This is a genomic window from Serratia sp. 22264 (assembly GCF_052045345.1).
GTDB classification, from domain to species: domain Bacteria; phylum Pseudomonadota; class Gammaproteobacteria; order Enterobacterales; family Enterobacteriaceae; genus Serratia; species Serratia plymuthica.
Genome location: NZ_JBQEOY010000001.1, coordinates 870,657 through 889,372, shown reverse-complemented (window position 1 = coordinate 889,372; position 18,716 = coordinate 870,657). Strand labels below are relative to the sequence as shown.

The window sequence follows — 18,716 nt, the reverse complement described above, 5'->3', positions numbered from 1 at the left end:
TTAATCTTCTCAGCGTTACTTCAGGTACTGACCTGAACGCAGCGCTTCGATACGCTTGTCGAGCGGTGGGTGCGACATGAACAGTTCGCTGAACGACTTGGATTTGCCGTTGATGCAAAACGCCATCATGCTGCCCGCTTCCTGCGGCTCGTAGCTGGTTTTCAGACGCTGCAGCGCAGCAATCATCTTCTCGCGGCCCACCAGTTTGGCGGAGCCTGCGTCGGCGTAGAACTCACGGTGGCGTGAGAACCACATGGTGATGATGCTGGCCAAAATGCCGAACACCAATTCCAGCACCATCGACACGCCGAAGTAAATCATCGGGTTGCCGTTGCTTTCGCCTTCACCGTCGCGGTTGCCGAGGAAACCGGCGGCCACTTGCGCAATCAGGCGCGAGATAAAGATCACGAAGGTGTTCACGATGCCCTGAATCAGCGTCATGGTGACCATGTCTCCGTTGGCGACGTGGCTGATTTCGTGCGCGATAACCGCTTCCGCTTCATCCCGACTCATGCTCTGCAACAGGCCGGTACTGACGGCAACCAGCGAAGCATCACGGCGTGCGCCGGTAGCGAAAGCGTTAATGTCCGGTGCGTGATAAATAGCGACCTGCGGCATGGCAATGCCCGCCTGCTGCGACTGACGGCGCACCGTTTCCAGCAACCAGTTTTCGGTTTCGTTACGCGGCTGTTCAATCACTTCCCCGCCTACGGAGCGCAGCGCCATCCATTTGGACATCAGCAAGGAGACAAACGAACCGCCGAAACCAAACAGACCGGCCATAATCATCAGACCCTGAACGCTACTGGATTGGATTCCTGTCAGGCTGAGCACCAGCCCGAAAACCAACATCACCGCCAGGTTGGTGAGCAGGAACAGAGCTATACGCATCATAAAATGTTTACTTCCTCATAAATGTTAACAAAACGCTGTCTCGGATACCCTAGATCGTATGGGCATTCGTCACAGTTTCAAGAGTTGTACGCCATTAACCTACTAAAAATACGAAACTTTACAAAATCGGCGTTCCAGCATGGCTTTTCAAATTGTAAACGATTGTTGCGTAATGCGGTGGTTTTTCTGCGGCAAATCAGCGGTGTTTGTCGTTCAAACGCCCAAGGTGGGTATAGGCGAAACCTTGAGCATATTTCAACCCGTAGCCCAAGGTGCGGTCGAAGCCGATATGGACACACCAAATCAGCGCCGTCATCAGCCAGAACGGCTGCGGGAAAAGGACGAACAGTAAGGCGCACAGCGCCGGGCCGATATAGGAATGAGCAAGGTTATAACCGATCGCCCCCACCTTTTTGCCAAACGCATAGCCCAGGAACGAAATGTCCGGTATCAGGAAACAGCCACCAGCTGTATTCCCGGTGCTGATACAGCGCTACAGACACCAACAAAACCAGCAGCGACTCGAGCCGCAGAGTAACGCGTTAGTTCGCTCATCATTGCCTCACAGGATGTTTGACGCCTAAATGCGCCTTCAGCGGCGCTTAACAAAAAACGCACCCGAAGGTGCGTTTTTTATTTACCCGGCTGCGTTACTTCGCCGCCGGCTGCTGGGTTGGCTGCGCCTGTTCAAGGTGAGCCAGATCCAGCGCGATATGCACGCTTTCATCCAGGTATGGGTCCGGCTCCTGGTAATCCTTCGGCAAATCTTCCAACGCCTTCAATGGTTTCTTGCCGGCACGCTGCAGACGATCGTTGATGCGCTGCAAACGGGTAGCGTCATCATCGTGGTTCTCTTTCTCGCGCTGAGCAAGATTGAGTGAGACGATGTTACGCTTGTCTTTCAACGCCTTGTAATGGGCGATGTCCTGCGCGATGTACTGGAACTCCGGATCCTTGGCGATACGCTGCTCATGGTCCTTCAGCAGTTCAGGATCGAACGCGGTCAGATCGCCGGTTTTGCTGTAAGTAGCCGCATTGATGCTGTCCCAAGGCATGGCGTTGTCTTCAAACGCCTCGCCGGTTTCCGCTGGATCGACGCCGGTAGGCATCAGGATATCCGGCGTTACGCCCTTACGCTGGGTGCTGCCGCCGTTAACGCGATAGAACTTCTGGATGGTGTATTGCACCGAGCCCAACGCCGGCCATTCCGGCCGCAGCATTTGATCGTAAATGCGGTTCAGCGAGCGATACTGTTGCACGGTACCTTTACCGAAGGTCGGTTCACCGACGATCAGCGCACGGCCGTAGTCCTGCATCGCTGCGGCAAAGATCTCGGAAGCCGAGGCGCTGAAACGGTCAACCAGCACCACCAGCGGGCCTTTGTAATAAACAATGCCGTCGGTATCCGCGTCTTCACGCACTTTGCCGTTGTTATCACGCACCTGCACCACCGGGCCGCTCGGAATGAACAAGCCGGAGAGCGAGACCGCTTCGGTCAGCGCGCCGCCGCCGTTGGTCCGCAGATCGATAATCAGGCTCTTGACGTTCTGCTTGGCCATCTTCTGCAGTTGCACTTTCACGTCATCGGTCAGGCCCACGTAGAAGCCAGGAATGTCCATCACCGCGACTTTCTCTTTGCCGACGGTCTTGATCGTCATTTTCACCGCACGGTCTTCCAGGCGGATACGTTCGCGAGTCAGCGTAACAACGCGGGTTTTGGTGCCCTTGCCGGCAGGCAGGATTTCCAGGCGGACTTTACTGCCCTTCGGCCCTTTGATCAGGGAAACCACGTCGTCCAGACGCCAGCCGATAACATCGACCACAGGTTTACCCGTCTGACCGACGCCGACAATGCGGTCGCCCACGGTGATCGCCTTGCTCTTGGCGGCCGGGCCGCCCGGTACCATGGAGTTGATCAACGTGTAATCGTCATCCATCTGCAGCACCGCACCAATGCCTTCCAATGACAGGCTCATCTCGGTGTTGAACTGTTCGGTGTTGCGCGGGGAGAGATAGTTGGTGTGCGGGTCGATCTCATGCGCAAAGGCATTCATCGCCAGTTGGAACACGTCTTCGCTGTTGCTTTGCGTCAGGCGCTTAATGGCGAACTGATAGCGCTTGGTCAGCGTTTCGCGGATTTCTTTGTCGGTTTTGCCGGTCAGCTTGAGGTTCAGCTCGTCATATTTGACTTTCGCATCCCACAGGCTGTCCAGTTCGGCCTTGTCTTTCGGCCACGGCGTTTTGCTGCGGTCGAGATCGATAGTGTCGTTGCCGGTAAAGTTCATCGGCTTTTCGAGCAACGACAACGCATAGGTGTAACGCTCAAAACGGCGTTTCTGAGCCAGATTGTACAGCGCGTATGGCGTATCCAGCTTACCGCTTTTCAGTTCTTCGCCCAGTTGATTGCGCTTATCGGCGAACTGCGCCACGTCGGAGGCCAGCAACACGTTATGGTTGTAGTCCAGCATATTCAGGTAGCGATCGAAGATCTTGCCTGAAAAATCCGCATCGAGGGCAAACTGACGGTAATGAGAGCGAGTGAAGCGCGAGGTTACGCGCTCACTCACAGTAGCATGCTGCGGTTCCTGATGAAGCTGAGGCAGTTGGTCGATGCGGATGTTGGCTGTATCCGCTCCGTAACTGACACCCGCCCACAACAGACCCGCGACTGCTGTTAATCTGACAAATTTGTTCATGCCTTGGTTGGCCTCCGTATCAGAACTGCAAGTGTTCTGCGCGCACAATCATCGCCAGACCGGAAGAGAGCTGCACACGTACGCCATCTTTAGCGATTTCAAGTACGGTTGCATCCATCGCGCTCTGGCCTGCTCTGACTTTGATTTCTTGGCCAATTTGCAGTTTAGAGATATCCGTGACTGGCACATGACGCTGCTGGCTTTCCTCTTTTGCTGCACGAGGTTGACGAGCTTGCTGTGGACGAGTTTGTGGGCGCGGCTTGCGGTTCTCCGGTGCGGCTCCGCCTTCGCGACGCGCAGCAGGTTTTTTACCGGCTGGACGTGGACGGCGTGGCTCGGCATCGGCTGATTCACCGGCAGCTTCACGTTTTTTGGCATTTTGTTCGGCACGCTGTGCCTGAACGCGCGCTTTGGCTTCTTCAAGCTGTTGGCGGGCATGATCGACATGCTGCTGTTCCAGCTCACCGCACGGATTACCGTCCAGATCGACGCGCTGCGCGCCAACTTTGACACCGTACAGATAACGCCAGCTTGAGGTGTACAGGCGCAGTGCAGAACGTAATTGCGTTTTGCTTAAGCTTTCTTCCCCCTGAACACGCTCTACCAGATCTTGAAAAATACCGATTTTCAACGGGCGAGCTTCGCCCTCGGCGCTAAAGCAGAGCGGAAAACGCTCGGCAAGAAAAGCAATGACTTCTTTACTAGAGTTCAACTTAGGTTGATTTTCCATGAAATTTCCTGATTACAACGGGTCGCCAACAAGCCACAGGCATGAACAGGCGTCATTATAATGACGTCATCGGTAAATGCCACGTTAACCGTAGATCAACTTGCCGTCACAGTGATGTATTTCGCACTATCACAGTGTTCCAGTTGCACGCAAAGCCCCGCCACCACTGCTTCCAGGCCCTGTTGGTCCTGTTCGTCGAAACGTTGATAAACTGTGCTGTCGATATCAAGAACGCCGATGATCTGACCGCTAACCCGCAGCGGCAGTACGATTTCCGCATTACTGGCCGCGTCGCAGGCGATGTGGCCAGGGAACGCGTGGACGTCGCCAACGCGCTGCACGCGATTTTCCGCCACTGCGGTTCCACAGACACCCTTGCCCACCGGAATGCGCACGCAGGCGATTTTCCCCTGGAACGGACCGAGCACCAGTTGGTTGCCGTCCATCAGGTAAAAGCCGGCCCAATTGACGTCGTCGAGACGCTCATTAATCAACGCGCTGGCGTTGGACAGTGCGGCAATGAAGTTGGTTTCCCCGTCGAGCAGCGCACTCAAATCGCGTTTTAATTCCGCGTAGAATTCTTCTTTTGTCATTAGTTAACCATGGTTATCCGTTCCCGTGCCGAATAAAGAGAGAAACACAGGAACCAGTCATAATGTATGCAAGCGGCAATAGATTTGATTTTCTATTGTATATCATGCAGGTAGTTTCGCTGTCTTGCCATTTTCCTGTCGGCTTGCCCCCAGCATAATTGCTATTGCGTCGCGTTGTCCAAAGCAATCATGAGACGTTTTGAAACAGGGAGTTAGCGCAAGGAACGACGGGTCAACCGCCATGAACTTTATTCTTTTAATATCAATGCATTGGTAGTTATGACGTTCAACGACGCTCAATGTCGGCCCTCCATTGCCCCGCCGGCAGCCCGCAAATGGCCGCCGTGGCTATAATGAAGCCATGTCCAGAAAGACCACCCCAGAAAATGCAGCGACGATCGCCGGCCCGCATTGTCCTTCCTACAAAAAATGCGTATAGCCATCGGGTTATTCATCTGTTGCTTCACAAACCCCTGCCGGGCAAGGTATGTTTGCCTCGCAGAAACCCTGTTTACCGCGCCGCGCTTTACCCGAAGCGGGTTACAGCAGGTTTATTTTTCAGCCACGCTATCCCTCCGGCGGGCTTTAGAGCAGCTTTGTCATGATGAAAATACACGCGATCACCGGCCCTCTTTCCAAAGCACGCCACCAGCGCTGTTGCGAATGCGACCTGCTGTTCGTGTTGCCGCCGCTGAACGGCAATCAGGCCGCATATTGCCCGCGCTGCAATGCTAAAGTGGTGCATGGCCGCGACTGGTCGATGACCCGCCTGACCGCCATGGCGGTCGCCATGCTGCTGCTGATGCCTTTCGCCTTCAGCGAACCTTTGATCAGCATCCGCCTGTTGGGCACCCGCATCGACGCCAGCCTGCTGGAAGGCATCTGGCAGATGAGCCGCCAGGGCGATCCCCTTACCGCCAGCATGGTCGCTTTCTGTACCCTGGGTGCTCCGCTGACGTTGGCGCTGTCGCTGCTTTATCTGCGTTTCGGGCACGCGTTCGGCATGAATTTGCGTCCGGTATTATTGATGCTGGAACGGTTGAAAGAATGGGTGATGCTCGATATTTACCTGATCGGCATGGCGGTGGCGGCGATCAAAGTCAAAGAGTATGCCGATATCCAGGCCGGCAGCGCGCTGATCGCCTACCTGTCGCTCACTCTGCTCAGCATCCTGACCCTGATCCACGTCAATCTGGAACAACTGTGGGAACGTTATTACCCGCAGGAACAACCGGAAGGCCCGCCGGCGGCGCTGCATGTGTGCCTGTCGTGCCATTTCACCGGTTATCCGGACGAGCGGGGACGCTGCCCGCGCTGCCATATTCCCATGTGTCATCGCCAGCCCTATAGCCTGCAAAAAACCTGGGCGGCGCTGATTGCGGCGATGATCTTGCTGATCCCGGCCAACCTGCTGCCGATTTCAATCGTCTACGCCAACGGCGCACGGTTGGAAGACACCATTTTCTCCGGGGTAGTGTCGCTGGCGACCTCCGGCAACGCGCCGATCGCCGCTATCGTTTTTATCGCCAGCGTGCTGGTCCCCTTCACCAAAGTCATAGTGCTGATCACCCTGCTGTTCAGCATACACTTCAAGACCTCGCACAGCCTGAAGACGCGCATTCGTCTGCTGCGGCTGGTCACCTGGATCGGTCGCTGGTCCATGCTCGATCTGTTCGTTATCGCCTTAATGATGTCGCTGGTGAATCGCGACCAACTGTTATCTTTTACTATGGGGCCGGCAGCCTTTTACTTTGGTTCTGCGGTCATTTTAACTATTCTTGCCGTAGAGTGGCTGGATAGCCGATTGATTTGGGATGCACATGCAACAGGAAACGCCGAATACACCGACTGAAGCGCGGGTCAAAAACAAGCGCCGCATTTCGCCATTCTGGTTACTGCCGTTTATCGCCCTGCTGATCGCGGGGTGGTTGGTTTATACCAACTTTCAGGAACGCGGCAGCACGGTCACCATCGATTTCCAGTCTGCGGCGGGCATCGTCGCGGGCCGTACTCCTGTGCGCTATCAGGGGGTGGAAGTCGGCACAGTGCAGTCCATCAGCCTGAGCAAGGATCTGCGCAGCATTGTGGTTGAAGCCAGCATCAAGAGCGATCTGGAAGACTCGCTGCGCGAAGGTACCCAATTCTGGCTGGTTACGCCAAAGGCTTCACTGGCCGGGATATCCGGCCTGGACGCGCTGGTCGGCGGTAACTACATCGGTATGATGCCGGGCAGCGGCAAAGAGCAAACCCATTTCACCGCACTCGATACCCAGCCCAAATACCGTCTGAATACCGGTGAACTGATGATTCACCTGCATGCCGACGACCTCGGTTCGCTCAATACCGGTTCGCTGGTGTATTACCGTAAAATTCCGGTCGGCAAAGTCTACGACTACACCATCGCCGAAGGTAATAAGGGCGTCACTGTCGACGTGCTGATCGACCGCCGCTTCGCCAATCTGGTGAAAGGTAACAGCCGCTTCTGGAATGTTTCAGGCTTTAAGGGCGATTTCAGCCTGGCGGGCGCCTCGGTACAGGTTGAGAGCCTGGCGGCGCTGGTCAACGGCGCAATCGCCTTTGACTCGCCGCCGGACGGCCAGCAAGCCAAGGCCGACCAAAGCTATGATCTGTACCCTGATCTGGCGCACAGTCAACGCGGCGTGAACATTACGCTTGATCTGCCGAGCGGCAATAACCTCAGCGAGAACCGCACCCCACTGATTTACCAGGGGCTGCAGGTGGGCACCCTGACCAAACTGACGCTCCAGCAGGACAGCAAGGTCACAGGCGAGCTGACCGTCGATCCCTCGGTGGTGGATCTGATGCGCAGCGGAACGCGTATTGTGATGCGCAGCCCGCGCCTCAGCCTTAACGACGCCAAAATCAGCCAACTGCTGACCGGCAATACCCTGGAACTGGTGCCGGGCGACGGTGAACCGCAGCAGCATTTCAACGTACTCGACAGCAGCGAAACCCTGTTGCAACAGCCGGGCGTGCTGACCGTGACGCTCAACGCCCCGCAAAGCTACGGCATCGACGTAGGCCAGCCGCTGATTGTGCATGGGGTTAAAGTCGGCCAGGTGATGAGCCGCGCACTGACCGACAGCGGCGTGGTCTTCACCGCCGCCGTCGAAGCCCAATACCGTCGCCTGCTGCATAAAGACAGCAAATTCGTGGTCAACAGCCGCGTCGACGTCAAGCTGGGGATCGACGGCATGGAAGTGCTGGGTGCCAGCGCGCAAGAGTGGCTGGACGGCGGCGTGCGCATCATCCCCGGCAGCAAGGGCGAACCGGTCGGCCAGTATCCGCTGTATGCCAACGCCGAGAAGGCCGAAGCCGGCATTATCGGCAACAGCCCAACGCCAACCCTTACGCTGAACGCCGTCAGCCTGCCGGACGTGCAGACCGGTTCGGTGGTGCTGTACCGTAAATTCCAGGTGGGCGAGATCGTTAACGTTCGCCCGAAAGCCAACGAGTTTGAGGTGGACGTCTATATCAGCCCGGAATACCGCAAACTGCTGACCAGCGAAAGCATCTTTTGGGCCGAAGGCGGCGCCAAGGTGCAACTGAACGGCAGCGGCCTGTCGGTGCAGGCTTCGCCGCTCAACCGGGCGTTGAAAGGCGCCATCAGCTTCGACAATCTGCAGGGCGTGACGCTGGATAAAGGCGCCAAACGCGTACTCTATGCCAATGAAACCGCCGCCCGCGCGGTAGGCAGCCAGATTGTCCTGAGGACTTACGATGCCAGCAAGCTGTCGCCCGGCATGCCGCTGCGTTATCTCGGCATCGATATTGGCCAGGTGGATTCGCTCAAACTGGCGCCGGAGCGCAATGAAGTGCTGGCCAAGGCGGTGCTGTATCCGGAATACGTACAGACCTTCGCACGTCTGGGCAGCCGTTTCTCCGTAGTGTCGCCGGAAATTTCCGCCGCGGGGGTCAGCAACCTCGATACGCTGCTGCAGCCGTATATCAACGTTGAACCAGGCCGCGGCCGCGAACTGCGCAGCTTCGAACTGCAGGAAGCCAGCATCACCGACTCACGCTATCTGGACGGCTTGAGCGTGATCCTCGACGCAGCGGAAACCGGCTCGCTGCAAGTCGGCACGCCGGTGCTGTTCCGTGGCATGGAAGTGGGTACCATCACCGGTTTCTATCTCGGCGCCATGTCCGATCGCGTTCACGTTGCGCTGCGCATCAGCAAGAAATATCAGCACCTGGTGCGCAACAACAGCGTGTTCTGGCTGGCCTCCGGCTACAACTTGCAGTTTGGCCTGACCGGCGGCGTGATCAAGAGCGGCACCTTCCAGCAGTTCATCCGCGGCGGCATTGCCTTCGCCACCCCGCCAACCATTCCGCTGGCGCCTAAATCGACGCCGAACAAACACTTCATGCTGAATGCGGAAGAGCCGAAAGACTGGAAAGAATGGGGCACCGCAATCCCGCGGGATTAAGCGCGTAACCCAATGCCGGCAGGGGGCACCCACTCCCCCTGTCGGCCCGTTTTTATGCTAGAATCCCGCCCTTATTTCGATTGCTGCCAGAGAGCTCGCCCCGTGGCCAAACCTGCCTCCGTTTTTTTGCCTCCCGCGTTTCTCGACGCGACGCGCGCCATTATGCCCGCCGAACTGTCGATGGACGATTTTATAGCCGCTTGCCAACGCCCGCTGCGCCGCAGCCTGAGGGTCAATACGTTGAAGATCAGCGTCGCCGATTTTCAGGCGTTGGTACAAGATTATGACTGGCGGCTGGAGCCCATTCCCTGGTGTGCGGAAGGCTTTTGGATCGAGCGTGAGGATGAAGAGTTGCGGCTTGGCAGCGCGGCGGAGCATCTGAGCGGCCTGTTTTACATTCAGGAAGCCAGTTCAATGCTGCCCGTCAGCGCCCTGTTCGCCGATCGGGAAAAACCGCGTCGGGTGCTGGACGTCGCCGCCGCTCCGGGCTCCAAGACCACCCAGATTGCCGCGCTGATGAACAATCAGGGCGGTATCGTGGCCAACGAATACTCCGCCAGCCGGGTTAAAGTCCTTCACGCCAACATCAGCCGCTGTGGCGTAAAAAACGTCGCGCTGACCCACTTTGACGGCCGGGTGTTCGGCGCGGCGCTGCCGGAAAGCTTTGATGCCATTTTGCTGGACGCCCCCTGCTCCGGCGAAGGCGTGGTGCGCAAAGATCCGGACGCCATGAGCAACTGGTCGCCGGAAAGCGTTACCGCTATTGCGGCAACCCAACGCGAACTGATCGACAGCGCTTTCCATGCACTGGCCCCAGGCGGCGTCATGGTCTACTCCACCTGCACGCTCAACGCGCAGGAAAATCAGCAAATCGTCAACGGCCTTCTGGCGGCGTATGGCGATGCAGTGAGCATTGAACCGCTGGGCGAGCTGTTCCCCGGCACGGAAAAGGCGCTAACCGCCGAAGGCTTCCTGCATGTTTTCCCGCAGATCTACGACAGCGAGGGGTTCTTCGTGGCACGCCTGCGCAAGAACCACTCCGTTGCCCCGTTGCCGAAACCGAGTTACAAGCTGGGCAAATTCCCGTTCACCCCGCTTTCCGGCAAGGATTCGGCCGTGGTTAGCCAGGCCGCTGCGGCCTCCGGCCTCGCCTGGGATGAAACCAGCCGATTGTGGGCGCGCGATAAAGAGATCTGGCTGTTCCCTGCCGAACTGGAGGCGCTGATCAGCAAAGTGCGCTTCTCGCGTATTGGGGTGAAGCTGGCAGAGTCTTTCCCTAAAGGGTATCGCTGGCAGCATGAAGCCGTCATCGCGCTGGCCACCGCCGACGGCAAACAGCGTTTCGAGCTGGACGCCGCGCTGGCGCAAGAGTGGTATCACGGCCGCGATCTGTATCCGGAAACACCGCCGCAGAGCGATGAATGCATAGTGACCTACCAACAGCAGCCGCTGGGTATCGCCAAACGCATCGGCAGCCGGATTAAAAACAATCTGCCGCGCGAACTGGTCCGCGACGGCGCTTTGGATTTCCATCAATAATGTATTAATTGGCCGGGAAATCCCGGCCAATTAATACCGTTAATAATATTCCTAAATGTAAGTATTACCCTTCTAATAATTCTACATTTACGACATTGCGCTTCCCAGACTGCGCAATATCGATACCTTTCAAAATAAAGAAAATTTTTCGCCCCCCCGCCGAGACAATTCTGAATTCCTATTCTATTAATTATCCTATAAAGAAATTAATGCGTTCAGCCTTTCCGGATGGCGCTTTGCGGATCTCTCTGGCACAGCAAGGAATAAAAAATGAAAAAAACTCTGGTGGCATTGGCCTCGGTAGCAACCCTGCTGTGCGCAAACGGCGCAGCCCACGCAGCAGGCACCATTCAGGGCAACCTGGGGGTGACGTTAACCATCGGCGCAGGTTGCGTAGTGGGTGGCGGAAACAGCAGCGGCTCAGTCAATGATTTTGGCTCCATCAGCTTCGGCACCTACTCCTCGCTTGCGAATATTATCGACGCCAGCGCAACCGGTTCCGGCGGCGCAGGCACGCTGTCGCTGACCTGTACCAGCGGGACCGACTATACCGTAGCGCTGGACAACGGACTGCACGTGACCTCCGGCACTCAGCGCCGCATGGCCAGCGCCGCCGGCGCCTTTATCAATTACAACCTCTACCAGGATCAAGCCCGCGCTACCGCCTGGGGCAGCGGCGCCAACGCCCGAACCGGCACCGGTACCGGCGCGGCAGTTCCTCTGATTGTCTACGGCCGTGTCCCGGCAGCGGGCAGTACTCCGGCGGCCGATACCTATAACGATACCGTGACGATGACGGTAACCTGGTAAGGGTGCGGCAGGCGGTTTTCGGTTGCGGATTACTGGCGTTAAGTCTGGCGGTTTATGCCGATAGCAAAACCGCCAATATTGGCGTCAGCGCCACTCTGCTGAATGCGTGCGAAGCCGGCAGCAGCTCGGGGGGCAACGTCAGCTTCGGCTCGCTGAACTTTGGCACGGTGTATTTTCTCACTACCGCCGTCAGCGTAGCCGGGCAACAAAATGCCGGTGCCATCCGCGTGAAATGCAACAACGGCACCAGCTACAACGTGCTGCTCGGCGGCGGGCAAAGCGGCAACACCGCAGCCCGCTACCTGCAGAGCGCCGCCAACCAACGGGTAAACTACAACCTGTACACCAACAGCACCCACAGCGTCATTTGGGATAACCTGAACGGGGTGTCGCAAACCGCTAACGGCCAGGATAACTGGTTGCCGGTGTATGGCATGATCCCGGTGCAATCCACCCCACCGGTCGGCAGCTATACCGATACCGTACAGGTGACCATCAATTGGTAAAGGCAATGCGCATTTCAGCCTGCGGGCTGCTGCTCGGGATGACGGCGGCCCCGGTAATCGGTGACACCGGCGTCAACGACTTGCAAAAGAGCACGCCGTTTACCGTCAATGCGACGGTAGTGAAAGGTTGCGTCTTGGGCAGCGGCAACAGCGATGTCACCACCTTCGGCACCCTCAGCTTTGGTCAGATCTCTTCGTTGGCCAGCAATGTCAGCATCGTTTCCAGCGCCGGGGCCGGTTCAGTGCTGCTACGTTGCAACCCGGGCCTGAGCGTCACGCTGGCGCTTGGCGTCGGCAACAACATCACCGGTTCCATCTCCGCAGGGCGCAAACTAAAAAATACCCTGACCACGGAGACGCTGCTTTATCAACTCTACCAGGACAACAACTACTCCACGCCGTGGGGCGATGGCGGCAACGGCGGCACTGCGCAAGTGATCGCCGCCACCGGCAGTACTCAGGAAATAAAAGTTTATGCCCGTTTGTTTTCGGCCAGTACCTTGCCCACCAGTGGCACTTACAACGATACGGTCTTACTGACGGTAACTTATTAAGTATTTTGAATAAGGATTTAGCTATGCGTATCCCCTTCCGTCTGCCGTTGACGGCAGCGCTGCTGCTTGTCGGCCAGCAACAGGCATTGGCCGCAGCGTCGATTCTGATTTGGCCCATAGATCCGGTGATTGAAGATCAACAGCCCGCCACGGCGCTGTGGTTGGAAAACCGCGACACTAAACCGGTCTATATGCAGGTACGGGTGCTTGGCTGGAGGCAAATCGACGGTAAAGACGATTACAGTAACCAGAGCGAGGTGATCGCCAGCCCGCCGGTCGCTTCGATAGCGCCGGGCAAGCGCCAACTGATCCGGCTGATTAAGCAGACCCCGCCGCCCGCCGGCCAGGAACGCGCCTACCGCATTCTGATTGATGAAGTGCCGGTAAAAGAAAACGACAGTTCATCCACGCCCGCCGGCGCCCAGATGGGGTTGAAATTCCAGATGCGTTATTCCGTGCCGCTGTTTGTCAGCGGCCAGGGTGTCTGGACCAAACCGGATTCTGAAAAACCGCGCGACTACGCCACCGCCAACCAGCCGCAACTCAGCTACCGGCTATTGCAGCAAAGCAGCCAACGTTGGCTGGAGGTGCGTAATCAGGGCATCGTGCACGCACGTATCTCCAAAGTGACGATACAGGGAAAAACGCTCAATGCCGGGCTGATGGGTTACGTGTTGCCCGGTTCGCAAATGCGCTTTGCCGTACCGCCTTCAGGCAGTTTCAGCAGCGGTAAACTGCAGGCCACGGTCAATGACAATAAACAACCGATAACCTTCCCGTCTTACTGAGTTTCACATGCGGTTAACAGGGACGCCGTCACTCAGGAGCAACGGATTCGGGCTGAAGCCGTTGGCATTCGCCATACTGTGCGCAGCGGCCACACCGTGGGCGCCGCTGGCGCACGCCGATGATTTGCCGCCGCCGCCCAGCGCCATCAGCATGCCGGATACCACCCTGTATCTGGAGCCGGTGGTCAATGGCCGCCAGACCGGCAAAGTGGTGCCGGTGAACTACCGTGGCGGCCACTATTACCTCACGCCGCAGCAATTGATCGACGCCGGTCTGCCGGTGGCGGACAAGCAGGCAAAAGAAATTGCGGTCGATCTGTTGAAGCAGGCGGATGTCACTTACGGCGGCGAAACCCAGCAATTGCTGATCAACGTCCCCAACGACTGGCTGCCCAAACAAAAATTCAACGCGCAGAATCCGCTGGATCGCCTGCCGGCGCAAAGCAGCCTCGGCCTGCTGTTCAATTACGACGTTTACGCCAGCCAAAGCAACGCCAACGGCCAGCCGGGCTACCTTTCCGCCTGGAGCGAACAGCGGCTGTTTGACGGTTTTGGCGTGGTGGCTAACACCGGCATTTTCCGTGGCAGCTTTAACCGCTCCGCCGGCGATAGCCAGGAGAGCCGTTATATTCGCTACGACAGCCAGTGGCGATACACGGATGATGAGCGTCTGCTCAGCTATACCGCCGGCGATCTCACCACCGGCTCACTGCCCTGGAGCAGCTCCGTGCGTATTGGCGGTATCCAACTGGCGCGTAATTTTACCGCCCGCCCAGATCTGATCACCTATCCGCTGCCGCAGTTTTCCGGCCAGGCGGCGGTACCCAGCAGCGTCGATCTGTATATCAACAGCTATAAAAACAGCACCACCAGCGTCAATCCTGGCCCTTTCACCCTGGATACAGTGCCCTACATCAACGGTGCGGGCGAGGCCAGGGTGGTCACCACCGACGCGCTGGGCCGCCAGGTCAGCACCCTGGTGCCGTTTTATGTCGCCAGCAACCTGTTGCAGGCTGGCATGAGCGATTTCAGCGTTTCCGCCGGCGCCCTGCGCCGAAATTATGGCCTGAATTCAGCCGATTACGGCCAATGGGTGACCAGCGGCAGTGGGCGTTACGGCGTCACGGATTGGTTGACGATGGAAGGCCGCGCCGAAGCGGCGGCGGAACTGGCGGTGGGCGGTGCAGGTGCCGATATCCGCCTCGGCCAGTGGGGCGTGCTCAACGCGTCGTACAGCTACAGCCAGGCCGGCGACAGCGCGTTTAACGATTATCACCCTTCGCGGCAGATGAACTATTACGACCCGCTGACCGGCAAATCGCTGCCGCAGCCCGATCAACAACCGGTCTACCAATACACCCGTAACCGGGGCGATCAAAGCAGCATCGGCTACACCTACAGCAACCGGTATTTCAGCCTCAATGCCCAGCGCGTCCTGCGCAGTGCCGGCTTTGGCGATATTTCGGTTTATAAGAGCGACTACCGCCTGAGCCGCCGTACCGATCAACTCACCGGTAGCCTCGGCCTTGGCCGCGCCGGCAGCATTGGCGCCGGCTATTTCGACGTGCGTGACACTATCGGCACGCGCACCCGGCTGGTCAACTTCTCCTACAGCCTGTCGTTATGGCGCAACATGAGCCTGTATGCCTCGGTCAACCGGGAGATCGGCAGCAGCGGTTACAGCACCCAGCTACAGCTCGCCATTCCCTTCGACAGTTGGGGCACCGCCAGCGTCAGCGCTTCCCGCGACAACAACAATCGGTGGAGCGAACGCGTCAGCTACAGCCGCGCCGCACCGACCGACGGCGGCCTGGGCTGGAACCTGGCCTACGCGGACGGACAAGACAGCAACAGCTACCGTCAGGCCGACATGACCTGGCGTACCCGCTTGCTCGAGGCCCGCGCCGGGATGTACGGCAACAGCGACGACTATACCCGCTGGGGAGAAGTGAGCGGTTCGCTGGTCATGATGAAAGGCGATCTCTACGCCACCAACACCATCAACGACGCCTTCGCGCTGGTCTCGACCCAGGGCTATCCGGACATTCCGGTGCGCTATGAAAATCAGTTGATCGGCGTGACCAACGCCAAAGGCTATCTGCTGGTGCCGACCGTGACCTCGTATTACCACGCCAAATTCCAGATCGACCCGCTCAATTTGCCTGCGGACGTTGCCATTCCTACCGTCGAGAAAACCGTGGCGATCCGCGATCACAGCGGTTTCCTGGTCGATTTTCCGGTCCAGCCGATCTCCGCCGCCGACGTCAAACTGGTCGATGCGCAAGGCAAACCACTGGCCAACGGCAGTGAGGTTGCGGTTATCGGCGGCAGTCAACGCAGCTATGTCGGTTGGGACGGCATGGCCTATCTGGATCCGGTGCAGCAGCACAACCGGTTGAGCGTCATCCCCGCAGACGGCGGCGCACCTTGTCAGGCGCAGTTCAGCCTGACAAAAACGCAGGGCATCCAGAGCATCGGGCCGATCGTTTGCCAGTAACCCATTATGGAGAAAGATATGATTCGGGGATTCAAAGCGATATTACTGACGCTGATGCTGCTGGCAAGCCAGTGGGCGTTGGCCGACTGTGCCACCACCAATGGCAGCGTGACGCTGCCTGGCGGCAGCTCTTTTACCGTCTACAACGGCCAGATCAGCGCCCAGGGCACCGCCGGGCTGAACTGCACCGGCCTCGGTCTGTCGTTGCTGTCGCAAAACACCGTAACGGTGAAAATCACCTCGACCACCCACAATATGGCGATAGCCAACACCGACGGTTCCGGCGATCAAATTCCTTACCTGATTTACCCCGATTCGAACTACCAATACGCGTATAGCGTCGGGCAAACCATCGATTACAGCTCATTGAACCTGCTGTCGCTGATCCTCATCTCCTCCAACGTCAATTTCCCGATGTATGTCAGGACCACCGCCGGCGCTAACGTGCGTTCCGGCACCTATACCGATACCGTCAATCTGACCTGGAACTACCACATCTGTGGCCTGGGCGTGCTCGGTCTGTGTATCTGGTGGGACGGCGTCGACAAGCTCAGTACCATGACCATTACCGCCGTGATCACCAAAGACTGCCTGATTGGCACCGCGCAGAACGTCAATTTTGGCAGCATGGCGCTGGTGGGCCAGTTTAACCCGGTGAACCAGAGCATCACCCTTACCTGCACCAAAACCGAGGGTTACAACACCTATTTCACCAACGGCAATAACCCGGTCACCGGCTGGCGGCAGATGAAAAACGGCACCAGCAATTTCATGCAGTATCAAATTTACCTGCCCAATACCACCACCGTCTGGGACAGCACCAACAAACAAAGCGGGGCCGGTACCGGCCTGGCGCAGAGCATTCCCTATCTGGCGGTGATTAACGCCGCGCAAACCGAAAAGCCGGTCGGCGCCTATCAGGACAATCTCAGCTTTGTCGTGGAATATTAGCCTCATGCGCTAGTCGCTGACGGCGATTGTTGCCAGCTTGTATTTTTTATGTGGCATTTTTTGCTCATTTAGCTATGCTCAAAGAGATGGCCTTAACTGGTCATACCTCATACCAGCAGATCGAGCAAGGAGTTCCAATGGGCAAAACCGTGGTAAAAATAGGCAGTTTTGAGGTTGATGATGCACATTTGTCCTCCTCGTCCGAGCAGGCCAGCACGCTGACCATTCCCTGCAAGTCGGATCCCGACTTGTGCATGCAGTTAGACGGGTGGGATGAACACACCAGCATTCCGGCGACGCTGGATGGCAAGCATTCGCTGCTGTTTAAGCAGCATTACGATCGGCAATCCGATGCCTGGGTGATGCGGCTGGCATGAACAACGATGAACTGAAAAACGCGCCGTGTACCGCAAGGAGCACGGCGCGTTTTTTATGTGATGGCGATACCGCGACCGGCGAAGAAACGGCCAAATCGGCTCAGCGGCAGCGTCACCTGTTGGCGCGTGACTTGGCTGTCGCCGGAAGGATTGTGAAAGGTCACGTTCTCGGCCTCAACGGCGGTGACCAGCACCAGATGACCGCCCCGCTGCGGCGGGGGCAGCTCGGGCTGGCGAATGCCTGGGTGCACCGAAGCCATAAAATAGCGTCGCTGCGCCAGCAATTGCGGCAGCGCCTCCACGTCGAGGCCGACCCGCACCTCGGCGTCCAACGCAAACTGCTCACGCACATAGTCGACAAAGGGCGCGTAGATCAGCCCTTTGATACGTTCGCCTTCACGCACATAGGCACCGTACGGCAAGCTGCGGCGCGCCAGCTCCAACACCGGCGGCGCATCGCCGTCACGGTGGCTCAGGACCATTTTCAGGCAGGCCATACCGCAAACGTGATTGGCCCATTCGATATATTCCGCTCGATCACGCGCCCCGCTGCGCGCCCAGTTGGCATCATCTGCCAAGGTCGCACGCCCGGCAATCAGATCGGCCGCCAGTTCAGGTGTTGCCCATTGGCAAACGTAGGGGACCGCCGTCGTCAAATCAGAAAGTCTCAATCACTTTGAAATTCATCAGCACCAGCGTCATATCCGGCGAGAACAGCTCGTACTCTTCAAAGAAACTCTGCAGCTCTTTACGCCAGTACACCAATGAACGATCGCCTTCCCCTTCGGCATAGGCATGCGCTTCATCAACCTGATCGTAGGTTTTCATCTCTACCGAGGTCAGCTCTACCGCACAGACCGGAACATTTTTACCGTCAACGACCACAAACACGTCGCCGGCCAGCGGGATACCTTCCCCGTCGAGATTGGAACAGGTGGCGGTCTTGGTGCCATTGAGGATCAGCTTGACCACATCATCGGCCTGCTGCTCGGTGTTGCCGAACGCCCAACGCTCGGTGTTCTCATATTTCTTCGGAATTGCCTCTGCCATTGCCTTACCTTATTAAATGAATCATTGTGCAGAGAGAATAGTACAACGTATTCCCCGCCGCCTGCACCTGCCGAATTCACCGCACGGCGGCGCAAACCCATACCATTTACAGGCTTTTACGGTAAATCTCTGTGCCTGCGCCGGGACAACAGGCATACTGTGGACGATATTCACACCATGGCTTACGGCCAGGCGGTAACATGAAAAATGACGACAAAGACCCCGATGACACCTTCAGTGACTTATTAAAAGTCATTGCGCTGGTCGTGATTGCTCTCTT

17 protein-coding genes are annotated in these 18,716 nt (G+C 57.4%); 10 read left to right on the top strand and 7 right to left on the bottom strand.

Going from position 1 to position 18,716, the window contains the following annotated elements; translation table 11 throughout:
* Positions 1-15: 15 nt before the first annotated feature.
* The 5 genes from htpX to ACTJJ1_RS04335 all read right to left on the bottom strand — a co-directional run bounded on the left by htpX (position 16) and on the right by ACTJJ1_RS04335 (position 4,913).
* The gene (gene htpX, locus ACTJJ1_RS04355) at positions 16-894 is read right to left on the bottom strand and encodes a protease HtpX (protein WP_004943526.1); all 879 of its coding nucleotides are present in this window, start codon (positions 892-894) and stop codon (positions 16-18) included.
* A 196-nt stretch (positions 895-1,090) separates the two neighbouring features.
* Positions 1,091-1,303, bottom strand: a complete 213-nt coding sequence (locus ACTJJ1_RS04350; protein ID WP_440832532.1) for a DUF4260 family protein — start codon at positions 1,301-1,303, stop codon at positions 1,091-1,093.
* Between the two features lie 241 nt (positions 1,304-1,544).
* The gene (prc, locus tag ACTJJ1_RS04345) at positions 1,545-3,590 is read right to left on the bottom strand and encodes a carboxy terminal-processing peptidase (RefSeq protein ID WP_004943522.1); all 2,046 of its coding nucleotides are present in this window, start codon (positions 3,588-3,590) and stop codon (positions 1,545-1,547) included.
* Between the two features lie 19 nt (positions 3,591-3,609).
* On the bottom strand, positions 3,610-4,320 hold the full coding sequence (proQ, locus tag ACTJJ1_RS04340; RefSeq protein WP_004943519.1) for an RNA chaperone ProQ: 711 nt from the start codon (positions 4,318-4,320) through the stop codon (positions 3,610-3,612).
* 95 nt (positions 4,321-4,415) lie between these two features.
* On the bottom strand, positions 4,416-4,913 hold the full coding sequence (locus tag ACTJJ1_RS04335) for a GAF domain-containing protein (protein ID WP_004943516.1): 498 nt from the start codon (positions 4,911-4,913) through the stop codon (positions 4,416-4,418).
* 604 nt (positions 4,914-5,517) lie between these two features.
* Between ACTJJ1_RS04335 and yebS the strand changes: the two genes are divergently transcribed.
* The 10 genes from yebS (at position 5,518) to ACTJJ1_RS04285 (ending at position 17,386) form a co-directional block, all read left to right on the top strand.
* On the top strand, positions 5,518-6,765 hold the full coding sequence (gene yebS / locus ACTJJ1_RS04330) for a membrane integrity lipid transport subunit YebS (RefSeq protein ID WP_006324882.1): 1,248 nt from the start codon (positions 5,518-5,520) through the stop codon (positions 6,763-6,765).
* Complete coding sequence (locus ACTJJ1_RS04325) at positions 6,734-9,364, top strand: PqiB family protein (protein WP_006324881.1); 2,631 nt, start codon at positions 6,734-6,736, stop codon at positions 9,362-9,364. The genes yebS and ACTJJ1_RS04325 overlap by 32 nt, the downstream gene beginning before the upstream one ends.
* 102 nt (positions 9,365-9,466) lie before the next feature.
* Positions 9,467-10,903, top strand: a complete 1,437-nt coding sequence (rsmF, locus tag ACTJJ1_RS04320; protein ID WP_440832529.1) for a 16S rRNA (cytosine(1407)-C(5))-methyltransferase RsmF — start codon at positions 9,467-9,469, stop codon at positions 10,901-10,903.
* Between the two features lie 270 nt (positions 10,904-11,173).
* Positions 11,174-11,713, top strand: coding sequence for a Csu type fimbrial protein (locus ACTJJ1_RS04315; protein WP_004943503.1), 540 nt, complete (start codon positions 11,174-11,176; stop codon positions 11,711-11,713).
* Positions 11,714-11,715: 2 nt separating this feature from the next.
* A complete protein-coding gene (locus tag ACTJJ1_RS04310; RefSeq protein ID WP_006324879.1) occupies positions 11,716-12,219 on the top strand; it encodes a Csu type fimbrial protein in 504 nt (167 codons plus the stop codon).
* A gap of 5 nt (positions 12,220-12,224) precedes the next feature.
* Complete coding sequence (locus tag ACTJJ1_RS04305; RefSeq protein WP_004943498.1) at positions 12,225-12,773, top strand: Csu type fimbrial protein; 549 nt, start codon at positions 12,225-12,227, stop codon at positions 12,771-12,773.
* A gap of 23 nt (positions 12,774-12,796) precedes the next feature.
* Positions 12,797-13,561, top strand: coding sequence for a fimbrial biogenesis chaperone (locus ACTJJ1_RS04300; protein ID WP_004943497.1), 765 nt, complete (start codon positions 12,797-12,799; stop codon positions 13,559-13,561).
* A gap of 7 nt (positions 13,562-13,568) precedes the next feature.
* Positions 13,569-16,058, top strand: coding sequence for a fimbria/pilus outer membrane usher protein (locus ACTJJ1_RS04295; RefSeq protein ID WP_440832526.1), 2,490 nt, complete (start codon positions 13,569-13,571; stop codon positions 16,056-16,058).
* Positions 16,059-16,076: 18 nt separating this feature from the next.
* Positions 16,077-17,009 carry a Csu type fimbrial protein gene (locus ACTJJ1_RS04290; RefSeq protein ID WP_409443515.1) on the top strand — a complete coding sequence of 311 codons (933 nt, stop codon included), beginning with the start codon at positions 16,077-16,079 and terminating at the stop codon, positions 17,007-17,009.
* A gap of 137 nt (positions 17,010-17,146) precedes the next feature.
* Positions 17,147-17,386 (top strand): YebV family protein, encoded by a 240-nt coding sequence (locus ACTJJ1_RS04285; RefSeq protein WP_004943489.1) that lies wholly within the window; start codon positions 17,147-17,149, stop codon positions 17,384-17,386.
* A gap of 53 nt (positions 17,387-17,439) precedes the next feature.
* On the opposite strand, the gene ACTJJ1_RS04280 is transcribed toward ACTJJ1_RS04285, so the two are convergent.
* Positions 17,440-18,042: a C39 family peptidase gene (locus ACTJJ1_RS04280; RefSeq protein ID WP_440832523.1), complete on the bottom strand. Its 603-nt coding sequence runs from the start codon at positions 18,040-18,042 to the stop codon at positions 17,440-17,442.
* A gap of 1 nt (position 18,043) precedes the next feature.
* On the bottom strand, positions 18,044-18,436 hold the full coding sequence (locus tag ACTJJ1_RS04275; RefSeq protein WP_440832521.1) for an ASCH domain-containing protein: 393 nt from the start codon (positions 18,434-18,436) through the stop codon (positions 18,044-18,046).
* Positions 18,437-18,716: the final 280 nt, after the last annotated feature.